We start from the raw sequence: 12,944 nt of genomic DNA on the forward strand, positions 1-12,944 counted from the left end.
TCTGGTTAAAACCACCGCGACCATCTGCTTCAGCTGCGGCATAGGAAAACCCAATGCTTAGCGATAGACAACCGGCCAGTTTATGATGGTGCCGAAGCCGCGCCGCCACCTGTTCCCCAATTTCTTTAATGACGGTTTCAATTTCGACTTGGTTAAAATAATCTCGTGGCAATACTTGCGAATTACCCAGGCTAGCTTCTTTAACCTTAGTTGGTTCCGTGACTTGTGCGCGATCAATTCCCCAGGCCGTAGCAAATAATTGGCTACCAATGATGCCAAGTTGTTGTTTGAGTAAATAAGGGTTGGTGTGGGCTAGCTCATACATATTGTGAATTTGAAGCCGGTTCAAACGTTTAGCCATACGGGGGCCAATCCCCCAAACGTCCGTTAATTCGTTGATTGACCAAATCTTATCTGGCACAGTTTCGTAATGGATTTCACCGATCAATTCATGATTATGTTTAGCGTAAAGGTCTAAGGCTAATTTAGCTTGCACCGGATTGTCACCAATTCCCACGGTGGTATACAAGCCTAGCTTTTGCCGAACTGTCTTTTGAATCAAGCGCGCCACTTCGCGAACGGAATTGCCAAACAGACGCCACGAATGGGTCATATCCAAAATGCTTTCATCAATTGAATAGGGCCAAACTTCTTTTTCAGCCGCAAACTGATGAAAAACTTGATTAATCTGCAAATTACGTCGAATATAAAGGTTCATGCTGGGTGGCACAACCCACAGCCGCGGATCATTGGGTAAGTCACGTTTGCGGGAGACATTGGCTTTGAGATGAAATAAGTGTTTAGCTTCGGGTGACGTGGCTAAGATTAGTCCTCCATTGGTATTTTCAGCTTCACTAAGAACAACTAGCGGAACTTTTAATGGATTAAGCTCCCGGGCAACGGCTTCACAACTCGCATAAAAGGACTTGTTATCAATTAAAAAGAACACGCCATGCGGTTCATCATCAAAAAACATTTTGATCACTTCCGTTAACTTTTATCTGTATTTTAGCACAAAAACAAACATGCGTTCCCTCGAGCTGCTAGAAATCTGATTAAAAATAGTCGAAAGTCAGTTATAGTCATGCTATAATATAGATAGAAAAAGGAAGCCCCGCTAGAACAGGACTTCCTATACAAGCCGCTTTAAAGGCGGTGGCCTAGATTACAAAACTACATTGTCGCCCTGTAACCGACCAAAGTTACGCAGGGCGGCTTTTTTATTTGTGGTGCTTGTCGATATAGCTGAGTAGCGCAATTAAAAACGTGCCAAACAGCAACATCAACGAGAGTGTCTGGAAGACGCTCATTGGCTGTGAAACCTTCCTGAAGATTATTCCATATTCCCATGGGCCTCACCTCGCAAGGGAAAAGACAGCCACCGCTCTTAAAACTTCTTGCTTGGTCTATTATACAGAAAACTTGTATAGGAAGAAATATTTCTTGTGACCAGTGTGTATTTTTTGCTTTAGAATGATTGAAATTTGTTTTATTAAAAAGCAATAGCTATGTAGCTGCTTGGGCATTAAAGTGGGAGTGATATTTATGATAAAAGAAACACCAAAAAATATTGAAGAGTTGAAAAAGAAAGCAAATAATAAAAATAGTTGGCGTGACCGTTTGTCTGCTGTAACGGTTCTGAAAGAATATGATTGCAGGCAATCCAAAGATATACTGACTAGACTGGCGATACATGATCCGGTATTTAAAGTTAAAAATCCTGCATTTCGTGCTGCTCAAGCATTAGGCGTAACCATTCATGGAAAGCCTATTTATTTAGGTAAAAGAAAGAAGGGAAATCTGGTTAAGGGGATTAATAAAAAGCTTGAAAAGGTTAGAAATTCATTGCCAGATGATTATTCATTCGAAGATTTTAAGAGTGAATTCCAAAAAAAATGTCCAAACGCATATGATGTTTATGAGGGTACTGAAAAAGATTTTGACGGTTGGCTTAAAAAATCAGAAGCAAATTTACCCCATAGAAAATAATAGTCAGTGAACTGTAATAGCTCAAAGAAAGTTAGATGGATTTTCAAAATAAAAACGGCCAATAGGGTATACCCGACCGAAAGAAATTGGTTCAATCCTACAAACAATTGATATGAGTGGGGTTGTTAATGCGTTTGCGTTTATTATTACAGTTGGGTTTTTGATGTATCTATGGGGATTCAAACTACCGGGTTGGCGACTATCACGCTCGGCAAACTGGTTAGTAGTGAGTTTTGCAATTGTGGTTTTACTGGCACTGATTGTTTGGAATGGCTTTGGTTCAGGCGATAAGCTTTCGAATATTTTTACCAGTTACGATTTTTCGTTAGGCCATTTTAACCTAAAAATCGTTTTAAGCGCGTTAGAAACAGTCTGCGAAGAATGGGCGTTTCGTTTTGCAGTCTTGTTTTTAAGCTTGAAGGCTTTCAGTCATGTAAAGAATCAGTATGTCTGGGTAGTTTTGATTAATGGATTGTTATTTGGTCTGTGGCATTCTTCAAATTTACTCGCGGGTCAATCCCTTAGCGCAACTCTGAATCAAATTTTGTTTGCAGCTGGCGGAGGGATGATCCTTTCAGCGACGTATCTTTACACGCAAAGTATCGCAGTTACCATGGTTAGTCATTTCTTCTTAGATATTTTTGCTTTCTCAAATACGAATGGCAATTTATTGATGACTTCTCCAGATGGTGTCGATTGGATTGCCACTTGGATTGTGGTGATTGTTCTTGTTCTCGTAGCATTGTTCTTAGTTACCGGCAAACGAAAACAGAGTATTCAAGAATCTATTTCTTATGAATAAAGGATGTTTACAACTAAAAATTTCTAGAGAGTAAAGGCTCGAAGAAATACTAATGGGGGCATTTGATATGTTGATAGAAAGATTGTGTGGAATTTTAGCGTTGGCAATAGCTGGATGGCAATTCTATAGTTTTAGGCAGGCATTTAGAAGTTTTAAAAAAACGGCCGGGAAAAACACTAATGTATTTATAGGGTTTGGACTTTGGTTTGGCTTGTTCTTTGGAATTATCATATTCCTTTTAGGATTAGCGTTGCTTTTCGGAGCATTTTAAAATAGTCAAATTAATCGAGCATTATTATAAAACAAAGAGACTGGGAAAAATCCCAGTCTCTTTCTGTTTCTGAACTTTAATAGTCGAAATCGAGGGAGAAGTCACAACACCTTTTTCCCACTCTTTTTAGAAATAATCTGCCAAAACAGGCTTTGGGGTGACAAATAATTGATCTAATTTAGCAAGTACCTGTGGACTAGCTTCAAATTGACCAAAGGCTTGTTGAGAGCTTAAGGTGCGATAACCAAAAGTAGCCTTGGTAAATTGTTGAATTGTCACTGTTGGCACATCAGCTTTTTTCTCAGAATCATGCTCAATTCCCGTTTTGCCATCAGTAGCCGAGATGGTCCAGCTCCCTTGGTTTTGCTGGATCACTTCATCTTCAATGTTAAAACTCAAGGGTTTAAAATCGGATTTTTCAAACGGATATACCGCCAAGAATGCCTGTAAGTTAACAATGCGGCCCATCATGTACGGATGCGTTTTAACTTCTAAAGCATACGGATCAGCTAGTAAGTCGCCTTGGTAATTTGGATTAGCATTTTCAAATGTGTATGTTTGATAGCCAGCCCCATGTTTGAATACAAAGCTCAGTAGTGACTGATAACTAGCGGGGGTAAGATGCACAAATTCCTGTACGTGGAACTCATCTGCCGAACGGGTATAAATGAGATAGCCAGTAACAGCTTGCTGGGCATCTTGATAGTATGCGACTTGCCATTCGGGATGCTTTTCGGTTAAATATTGCCACCACCAGTCAGCACGAATGAGACCCCCGTTCTGGCTGAGGGGTGACTCAAGATAAGCTCCTTTAATGACAGAAATTGCATTCTTTAAACTAGTCCGGCGCACATGACCAACTGGGCTGGGTTTTACCCTGGGAAGTTTGTCACCAGAAAGCCGATATAATTGATGATCAAAAACTTGTTCGTAGCCAAACTTACGATAGTAAGCAAACGAGAAAGGTGCTAAGTAGGAAAGGACCACATTATTTTTATACATATCATGAAGGGCGGCTTTCATTAAAGTCCCGGCAGCCCCTTTACCGGAATATTCAGGGACACTCATCACATCGGTAATCCCATTCATGAGAAGGGGATTACCGTGAAAATTCACTTTAAACGGCATGCTGAAGAGGCCACTAACCAGTTCATCATCTTCAAATATCCCATACGGAATTCCGTGGTCAAACCGTGTGGACCAGAATTTTTTGCGAAAGTCACTATCAGGTTTATTGAATGCGTAAAGATACAGATTATACAAGGCAGCCTTTGAAGAATTATCAAGCACAAATTGTGATTTCATCGTAACCTCCGTGGTTAATTAATACCTTAATTTTAGCATATTTGGCAGTGGTATAGACAGATCTACGGCTAAAACTAAAAATGAAATTTTAGCAGTTTTCAAACTGTCTTAAGTTAACTTTCAAAAGAATAAAGATTATTCAGCAAGCTTGCTTAAAACCGGGTACGTTTGCTATAATATAAAAAGTTGCTAAATAGTAATGATTACTTTTTAAAAAACGGGGAATTTATATTGAAACATAAGTGGCTATACGTGCTAGCAGTTCTCACTGGAATGTGTTTACTAGTTCTGGGGGGCTGCGCGCCAAGTAAAAACAAATCGAATAAACTTCATATTGTGACTTCCCTGAATTTTTATGGTGAAACGGCTAAGGCGGTTGTGGGCAAATACGGGACTGTGGACGAAATTATCAATGGACCTAATGTGGATCCGCATGATTTCGAGCCGACTACGAATACGGCTAAATCAGTGGCTAAAGCCGACGTCATTGTCTATAACGGTTTGGGCTATGACAGTTGGATGCAACGGTTGATTGAATCGGATTCCGAATCGGGAGCTACTAAAATTAATGTTGGTGGAACTGTGATGGGAAAGAAGTTAACAGATAATCCGCATGTGTGGTATAACCATCAAACCATGCCTAAGTTAGCCCAAAAATTAGCTAAAGTTTTTGCGAAAAAAGATCCGAAACATCGCAAACAATTCGAAAAAAATGCCGCTCGTTACATTAAGTCACTTAATAGAATTGACAAACAAATTGCCCAGCTTAAGAAGAATCGATTGAAGAGTCGAGTCGATGTGAGTGAACCAGTTTTCGACTATGCGTTGGCAAAACTGGGCTATAAAGTTAATAATTCTCATTTTGCGTTGGCGGTTGAAAATGGTTCTGATCCAACTACACAGGATATCCGCCAGATGCAAAACGATATTAAGAAACATAAGATTGCGTTTTTCGTTAATAATCCGCAAGCATCAGATCCAATTGTGAAAAACATGGTCAAACTGGCGTATAAGCATCATGTCCCGGTTTTAAACATTACCGAAACTCAGCCATCTGGCAAAACATATCTTGACTGGATGACTGAGCAATATGACCAAGTGGCCAAAATCCAAAAGAAGGAAAGATTGCAATGAGTGAGCCCGTTTTAAATATCAAAAACTTAACTGTGTCGTTTCCAGATCACTTAGTTTTGAATGATCTTTCTGCTCAATTGAATCAAGGAGATTTTTTGAGTGTTGTTGGTCAAAATGGAGTGGGAAAAACCACACTTGTGCGGGTGATTTTGCATGAACTGACACCACAACATGGCAAAATCGAGTATCGTCCCGTATTCAAACGGATGAAAATTGGTTATGTCCCTCAGTTTCGAAATATTGATGAGGAGTATCCATTATCTATTCGGGATTTTATTGGCCTGAATTTGCATGATAGTCATATGCCGTGGTTGTCCAAAAAAGAACGGCAAAAATTAGATAAAATCATTGAACAAACTAATTTGGAATCCATTCAAAATACACCTCTTGGTGAGGCTTCAGGTGGGGAAAAACAGAAAGCGTATTTGGCACAAGCCTTGATTAACAATCCGGATCTCCTTATCTTGGATGAGTCCACAGCTAGTTTGGACAATGTCCGTAAGTTTGAACTTTTGGATTTGGTGAAAGAATTTAACGAGCAACAAGGTGTGACGGTGTTGTTTATCACCCATGATATTGAGCTAGCACAGAAATACGCCCATGACTACTTGTTGATGCGTCATGGTAGTTATCTGAGTGGCCCAATTAGTGAGTTCAAAGAATCTGATTTAGAGGAGGCTGAACATGCTTAGTTTTGCATTTATGCGCCATGCCTACATAGCAGGAACCATGATTGCCGTGATCAGCGGTATCATTGGCGTGTATGTTATCGGCCGAAATATGTCGTTTCTGAGTCACATGTTGTCAGAAATTGGTTTTTCAGGTGCTTCATTTGGAATCTTTATGAGTTGGCCACCATTAAATGGTATGTTACTTTTTACAATTGTGAGTTCCGTCTTGATTGGCCAAATGAGTTCCAAGTCTTCTCGGCGTGAGGCCTCGATTAGTGCGATATCTAGTCTTTTCTTAGGATCGGGAATTTTATTCTTGTCTTTGGCAAATAAAAATGCCAGCGATGCAACCAGTATTCTGTTTGGAAGCATGATTGGGATTAGTCAATCGGAAGTGGACCAGATTTTGTGGTTGTCGATTGCCGTACTGGTGATTATATTTATCGTGTATCGAGACTTGCGGTTTGATTCATTTGATCACGTGGGTGCTCAAGTTAAAGGAGTGAATACGCAGGCAATCTCAATTATCTTTTTGGTAATTTTAGCGTTGAGTGTGAGTGTTGCCGCACAGATTGTGGGTTCACTACTGATTTTCGTGCTTTTAACGTTACCGGCTTCGAGTGCAAAGCATTTCACGAGGACAGTGAGTGGCATGATGGTGTTTTCAATTGGGGCTGCGTTGTTAGGCGTTTGGCTAGGCTTGTATTTAGGCTATGTTACCAATTGGCCAGTCAGTTTCTTCATCGCGATGATCGAGTGTGTGATCTACTTTGGTGCTTTGACTTGGAATCGAATTAAAAATGGATAAATAAAATTAAAAATTGATCGTAGCGAGTCTAAAAAAAATGGACTGGAGCGTAGTGGGCACAAATTCAAGCCAACTGTTGGCTTGAATATTGACCTTACTGTAAGTGCTAAAGCACCAACAGTAATTTCACTACTGAGTCCATTTTCATGACTCGCTACGATCAATTTTTTAGTTGAGTGATACTTTACGAAAAATATGAACACGATGCGATTACTCTAGAGAAAGAAATCAAAAAGATGATAAAACTTTTCCGTTTTTTGAGCAAAACACGAACGTTTATGCTATGATCGAAGGTAAAGTAACTTAATAAATAGAATGGAGTTGATAGCGTTGAGTGTCCGAAGAAGTGATCGTTTGATTGATATGACTAGATACTTTTTAGAGCGGCCCCACACGTTAGTAACACTTCGGTTTTTTGCCGAACGTTACGATTCTGCTAAATCTTCTATTAGCGAAGACATGGCAATTATTAAACGGACCTTTTCAAATCGGGGAACTGGAATTTTAGAAACAATCCCCGGTGCGGCAGGCGGGGCTTTGTTTATTCCAACAATTCAAAAAAATGAAGCAAAAACGATCATTGATGATTTAATTCAACAGCTTTCTACAGCTGATCGGATTTTACCAGGTGGCTATTTGTATATGTCTGACTTATTAAGCGATCCAGTGGTTTTGAAAAAAGTTGGTCGGTTAATCGCAAATGAATACGCACAGAAAAAAGTGGATGCCATTATGACCGTAGAAACGAAAGGAATTCCAATTGCCCAGAGTGTCGCGGATTATTTAGGTGTGCCCTTTATTATTGTACGCCATGATTCTAAAATTACAGAGGGTTCCACAATCAGTGTGAACTATGTTTCCGGATCTTCAGCTCAGATTAAGAAAATGGAACTCTCTAAACGGAGTTTGAAAGCCGGAACACGAGTTTTAGTTGTGGATGATTATATGAAAGGTGGCGGCACGCTCAAAGGGATGCAGGCGCTGATCACTGAATTTGAAGCTGAGTTAATTGGCACAACCGTTTTTGCCCAAGGTAATTTCAATGGACAACGGATGATCGATGACGTCACTTCATTGTTGAATGTGGATGCGAGTCGCGCCGAAATTCAAATTCAACCCGGTAATTATTTAGCAAAAGTTTTTGATTAAATCAAAAGAATTTTTATTAAAAAAGCAAGGAGAAATTCAAATGAGTGGTAAATACACAGTTATTCTAGCAGCCGGTCAAGGAACCCGGATGAAGTCGAAGTTATACAAGGTTTTACATCGCGTTTGTGGGAAATCAATGGTAGATCACGTGTTGACCCAAGTTGAAAAGACAAACATGGATCAGGTCGTCACAGTGGTTGGTCACGGTGCTGAACGGGTCGAAGATGAACTTGGCAAACGAACTGAATATGCCTATCAAGAACAACAATTAGGAACTGGTCATGCTGTTTTGCAGGCGGAATCTATTTTGGGCGATAAAGATGGGATGACCATGGTTGTCAGTGGTGACACGCCACTTTTTCGTGCTAGCACTTTTGAAGATTTGTTTGAATATCATAAAGAAAAAGGGGCTGCAGCGACCATTTTGACCGCTGATGCTGACAATCCATTTTCTTATGGTCGAATTGTGCGCAACAATGTGGGGGTTGTTTCTAAAATTGTGGAAGAAAAAGATGCCACTCGGGAAGAAGCTGCAATTCACGAAATCAATACTGGTGTTTACTGTTTTGACAACAAAAAGTTGTTTGCTGCGTTACATCAAGTGAAAAATAATAACGCACAAGGTGAATACTATTTGCCAGACGTTATTGAAATTATGAAGTCCCAAGGCGAAATTGTGGCCGCTTATGAGATGAAAGACTTTTCCGAATCCATGGGTGTGAATGATCGTAAGGCCTTGGCAAATGCCACTAAAATCATGCAAGAACGCATTAATGATCAGCATATGGCTAATGGGGTCACGTTAATTGATCCTGACAATACTTACATTGATGTGGATGTCAAAATTGGATCCGATACGATTGTAGAACCAGGCGTTTCGATATCTGGAAAAACGGTCATTGGTTCTGACTGTGTCATTGGTGCAAATTCCAAGATTGTATCTTCTAAGATTGGTGATCGTGTACATGTCACTTCTTCTACAATCGAAGAATCTATTATGCATGATGACAGCGATATTGGACCTAACAGTCATTTGCGTCCGGAAGCTGAAATTGGTGAAGGTGTGCACATTGGAAACTTCTGCGAAATTAAAAAAGCCAAACTGGGTGCTCGGACTAAAGTGGGTCATTTGACTTATGTCGGAAACGCCGTTTTGGGAACTGACATCAATATTGGTTGTGGCGTGGTCTTTGTGAATTATGATGGCATTAATAAACACACCTCGGTTATTGGTGACCATGCATTTATCGGGAGCAATTCAAATATTATTGCCCCAGTTAAAATGGCTGACTATTCGTATGTGGCTGCCGGTTCAACAATCACAGATGATTTGGCGAAGTATGACATGGGAATTGCGCGTTCTCGGCAAACGACAAAACCAGGATATTTCAAGAAGTTGCCGGTTTATGATGCAATAAAACAAGAAGAAGCAAAACAGGCTGAAAATAAGGATTAAAGGGACTGGTGTTAAGTTTCGAAGACAAGTTGAAGTATTTCTTGTTTGTGCGGGAAATACGCTTGCTTTTGGTGGCTCAAATGAATTATTATATATAGTGGTAATCAAACAGATTCTTAAAAATCGTTATTGGAGGATTTCATGTCTGGACAATATTCTGATCCAAAGCTGAAGATCTTTGCTTTGAATTCAAACAAGCCTTTAGCAGAAAAAATTGCTGAAGCAGTTGGTGTTAAGCTAGGTAAGACGTCTGTTGATCGTTTTAGCGATGGTGAAATTAGAATTAACATTGAAGAAAGTATTCGTGGGGATCAAGTGTACATTATTCAGTCCACTTCGGCACCTGTAAATGATAATTTGATGGAACTTCTTATTATGATCGATGCACTAAGACGAGCAAGTGCTCAAACTATTAATGTGGTTATTCCATATTATGGCTATGCACGTCAGGATCGTAAGGCGCGTTCACGTGAACCAATTACTGCTAAGTTAGTAGCAGATATGATTGAAAAAGCTGGTGCAACACGTATTATTGCGCTTGATTTGCATGCCGCTCAAATTCAAGGATTCTTTGACATTCCAATGGATCACTTGATGGGCGCACCATTGTTGGCTGACTACTTTATTGAACATCATTTGGATAAAGATTCCGTTGTGGTTTCACCAGATCATGGTGGTGTGACCAGAGCTCGTAAGTTGGCTGAGTTCTTGAAGGCTCCAATTGCGATCATTGACAAACGGCGGCCTCGTGCAAATGTTGCGGAAGTCATGAACATTATTGGTGAAGTGAAGGGCAAACGTTGTATCATGATTGATGACATGATCGATACTGCTGGAACCATCACCCTTGGCGCACAAGCCTTAATGGACGCTGGTGCAACTGAGGTTTACGCAAGTTGTACACATCCTGTTTTATCAGGTCCAGCTATTCAAAGAATTGCTAATTCACCAATCAAGCAATTGATTGTGACTGATTCGATTAATTTACCAGAAGAAAAGAAAATTTCAAAAATTACTCAAATCTCTGTTGGTCCATTAATTGGTGAAGCTATTCGTTTAATTCACGAAAACAAACCAGTTAGTCCATTATTCAACAACCGTTTCAGCAAAGAAGAAGCGGAAAGAGATTAAAAATACAATTAGACAGTAACTTTGTTTGGTTGAAATAAAGTTAACATTAAATCCGGAAAGAAATGAATCTAATTTCTTCCTGGATTTTTTTGCCTAAAATTTAAGGGATTTAAGCGAATTTTGAGCCCACAAGAGGAACACAATAATTGTATGATTTTGAATAACTAAAGAATAAAGATATAGCGGACAAATACCGACAAATGTATGCATTTAAAGCGGGTTTTCTTGATTATTCTATTGAAAATTCTTAATAGTAAATAATACAATGTAAGTGCTGTCAATATTACCGGTAAGATGTTAGAATGCAGATGGAGAATGATGATGTAAATGATGTTTGAAAGGAGAGCAAAATGACCAATAATAAAGTGAAACAAAATCGGAAATATGCTTTACTCGCGGGGACGCTACTGTTTTCAGCAGGAATTTTAGGGATGGTGTGACACCCAATCAAGTAAATGCGGAGACAACTAATGTAGCAGTGTCTTCTAAAAATAATGTAAGTTCATCAAACGCGACACAAGTAAGTAAAAATGAAAAAAACTCAACTTGAGAAGCATCCCAAAATGCGTTTAATCAGACGACGGAGTATCAAGACATAAATGGCGAAAGGATTGCTGATTCAATTAGCACAAGTCTTAAAACGGGAGACAATTACAGTTTTAGTGTGCCTAAAGAAATTAAGGGGTACCAAGTGAACTATGCTAAAAGTAGTTATACTTTAATCAACGAAGATGGCACGAATACTGGAAAGCTCACCGATTTTGCATCTGCCGCCGGAGTAGTTGGTGATCCAAGTAACTGGACGACTTCTGATTGGAAAAAAGTAATCGCTTTTCTGAATACAATAAAAGTGAATAGTGTTGGGGAAAATTATAGTATTACCATAACTTATAAGTATGATTCTGTAGTGCCTCAAGGAACGTTTAATCAAACAACTGAATATCAAGATACAACAGGCAAGGCAATTGCCAATGCAGATACTACAGAACTTAAAGCGGGTGAAAACTATTTCAGGTTATCAAGTGAACTACACTAATAGTAGTTATACCTTGACTAACGAGGATGGTACACATACTGGTAGTTTGACTGATTTTGCATCTGCTGCAGGGGTAACCAAAGATCCAAGTGAGTGGACGGCATCTGATTGGCAAACAGTTTTAACGTATATTGATAAAACGACTGTATCTGAAAATGGGGTTGGTAAAGACTATAGTATCAAGTTGACTTATAAGTATGATGCTGTAAAACCAACCATTAATATTAAGCCACAGATTACGATTGAAAAGGGATCTAGTTTTAAACCGGAAAATCTTTTCAATTCGATTGTTTCTTCTACAGGCACAACTTTAAGTTATGCAGAAGCAATTGCAAACGGTAGCTTAGTTATCAAGGGCCCAAGCAATTTCGACACGAATATTGCTGGCAATCGTGGGACCTATACCTTCACTTATACTGATCCAGTTACAGGACTTTCCGTATCTGGAACAGGTGTGGTAGTTGTGAAGGCTGACAATGGTGGCAATCCAGGAACTCCAGGAAACCCCGGTGATAATGGTGGTTCAAATGGCAACGGAGGATCAAACTCTGGTCAAAACCAACCTAACAATCAAGGAAACGGTTTAGGTCAAAATGACAGTGGTAAGGTAGTTAATTCTAATCCTTCAGTGAATGGTCAATCCGCTTCTGGTTCTACGAAAAAGAATTCTGTTTCGGCTAATAAAGAATTACCACAAACCAATGAGGCAAATACTGTTGCTGGTAGAAATGTTGGCATTATTGGATTGCTTGTCATGGCTACTTTAGCTTTGTTTGGAGTCGTTAGAAAAAGAAAATATTAAATTTAGTTTTGGAAATATTATGTATTCAAATGTTGACGATTGATGTTTGGATTTCATGAAATAGGTTACGCTCTTTTTGAGGGTGGGGCCTGTTTTTTTGTGGGGTGTTTGTTTTGGATTAGGGGTAACTAAGGACACTGCAATCCGCTCACTTTTTAGGACAGCTCCTTGTGGCAGCCCAATCGAGATAATCATGCCTAACCGCGCGATCACGATCGCTCGACCGGCACGTTTATCTCGATTAGGCAAAACGCCACAATCCGCTCACTATTTTAGGACAGCTCCACAAGGCAGACTCATAGCTATAAGCAAGATTCCTGCAGGATTGCGATCCCGCCTCCATCTCACTTATAGCTATGAGTCTAGACGCCTTGTTCCGCTCACTTTTTC

13 protein-coding genes and 1 pseudogene are annotated in these 12,944 nt (G+C 39.6%); 11 read left to right on the forward strand and 3 right to left on the reverse strand.

All coding sequences use genetic code 11. The annotated features are described in order from the left end of the window. Positions 1-976, reverse strand: a 976-nt coding sequence (locus PPA04_RS08420) for a Y-family DNA polymerase (protein ID WP_147206790.1), incomplete at its 3' end; no start/stop codon positions are given. A gap of 244 nt (positions 977-1,220) precedes the next feature. Then, positions 1,221-1,310, reverse strand: a complete 90-nt coding sequence (locus PPA04_RS09845) for a putative holin-like toxin (RefSeq protein ID WP_021353390.1) — start codon at positions 1,308-1,310, stop codon at positions 1,221-1,223. A 235-nt stretch (positions 1,311-1,545) separates the two neighbouring features. On the opposite strand from PPA04_RS09845, the gene PPA04_RS08430 reads away from it, so the two are divergent. The 3 genes from PPA04_RS08430 (at position 1,546) to PPA04_RS08440 (ending at position 3,062) form a co-directional block, all read left to right on the forward strand. Beyond that, positions 1,546-1,989: a hypothetical protein gene (locus PPA04_RS08430; protein WP_057784918.1), complete on the forward strand. Its 444-nt coding sequence runs from the start codon at positions 1,546-1,548 to the stop codon at positions 1,987-1,989. A 112-nt stretch (positions 1,990-2,101) separates the two neighbouring features. Then, positions 2,102-2,791 carry a CPBP family intramembrane glutamic endopeptidase gene (locus PPA04_RS08435; protein ID WP_057784917.1) on the forward strand — a complete coding sequence of 230 codons (690 nt, stop codon included), beginning with the start codon at positions 2,102-2,104 and terminating at the stop codon, positions 2,789-2,791. Between the two features lie 52 nt (positions 2,792-2,843). After that, positions 2,844-3,062, forward strand: coding sequence for an immunity protein (locus PPA04_RS08440; protein WP_229923090.1), 219 nt, complete (start codon positions 2,844-2,846; stop codon positions 3,060-3,062). A gap of 126 nt (positions 3,063-3,188) precedes the next feature. Here the strand turns inward: PPA04_RS08440 and PPA04_RS08445 are convergent, their stop codons facing one another. Then, complete coding sequence (locus PPA04_RS08445) at positions 3,189-4,367, reverse strand: GNAT family N-acetyltransferase (protein WP_057784915.1); 1,179 nt, start codon at positions 4,365-4,367, stop codon at positions 3,189-3,191. A gap of 273 nt (positions 4,368-4,640) precedes the next feature. Between PPA04_RS08445 and PPA04_RS08450 the strand changes: the two genes are divergently transcribed. The 8 genes and pseudogenes from PPA04_RS08450 (at position 4,641) to PPA04_RS08485 (ending at position 12,554) form a co-directional block, all read left to right on the forward strand. After that, positions 4,641-5,501 (forward strand): metal ABC transporter solute-binding protein, Zn/Mn family, encoded by an 861-nt coding sequence (locus PPA04_RS08450; protein WP_186806978.1) that lies wholly within the window; start codon positions 4,641-4,643, stop codon positions 5,499-5,501. Then, the gene (locus tag PPA04_RS08455) at positions 5,498-6,193 is read left to right on the forward strand and encodes a metal ABC transporter ATP-binding protein (RefSeq protein WP_057784914.1); all 696 of its coding nucleotides are present in this window, start codon (positions 5,498-5,500) and stop codon (positions 6,191-6,193) included. Before PPA04_RS08450 ends, PPA04_RS08455 begins: the two co-directional genes overlap by 4 nt. Beyond that, positions 6,186-6,980, forward strand: coding sequence for a metal ABC transporter permease (locus PPA04_RS08460; protein ID WP_057784913.1), 795 nt, complete (start codon positions 6,186-6,188; stop codon positions 6,978-6,980). The genes PPA04_RS08455 and PPA04_RS08460 overlap by 8 nt, the downstream gene beginning before the upstream one ends. Positions 6,981-7,310: 330 nt before the next feature. Beyond that, positions 7,311-8,129 carry a pur operon repressor gene (gene purR / locus PPA04_RS08465; protein WP_147206791.1) on the forward strand — a complete coding sequence of 273 codons (819 nt, stop codon included), beginning with the start codon at positions 7,311-7,313 and terminating at the stop codon, positions 8,127-8,129. A gap of 40 nt (positions 8,130-8,169) precedes the next feature. Continuing rightward, complete coding sequence (gene glmU / locus PPA04_RS08470) at positions 8,170-9,585, forward strand: bifunctional UDP-N-acetylglucosamine diphosphorylase/glucosamine-1-phosphate N-acetyltransferase GlmU (protein ID WP_057784911.1); 1,416 nt, start codon at positions 8,170-8,172, stop codon at positions 9,583-9,585. A 141-nt stretch (positions 9,586-9,726) separates the two neighbouring features. After that, on the forward strand, positions 9,727-10,716 hold the full coding sequence (locus PPA04_RS08475) for a ribose-phosphate diphosphokinase (protein ID WP_057784910.1): 990 nt from the start codon (positions 9,727-9,729) through the stop codon (positions 10,714-10,716). A 589-nt stretch (positions 10,717-11,305) separates the two neighbouring features. Next, a pseudogene (locus PPA04_RS08480) lies at positions 11,306-11,752 on the forward strand (MucBP domain-containing protein); the annotation flags it as partial. Beyond that, on the forward strand, positions 11,715-12,554 hold the full coding sequence (locus PPA04_RS08485; RefSeq protein ID WP_147206793.1) for an LPXTG cell wall anchor domain-containing protein: 840 nt from the start codon (positions 11,715-11,717) through the stop codon (positions 12,552-12,554). The pseudogene PPA04_RS08480 and the gene PPA04_RS08485, both read left to right, overlap by 38 nt. Positions 12,555-12,944: the final 390 nt, after the last annotated feature.

The organism is Pediococcus parvulus, from assembly GCF_007990205.1.
GTDB lineage: Bacteria > Bacillota > Bacilli > Lactobacillales > Lactobacillaceae > Pediococcus > Pediococcus parvulus.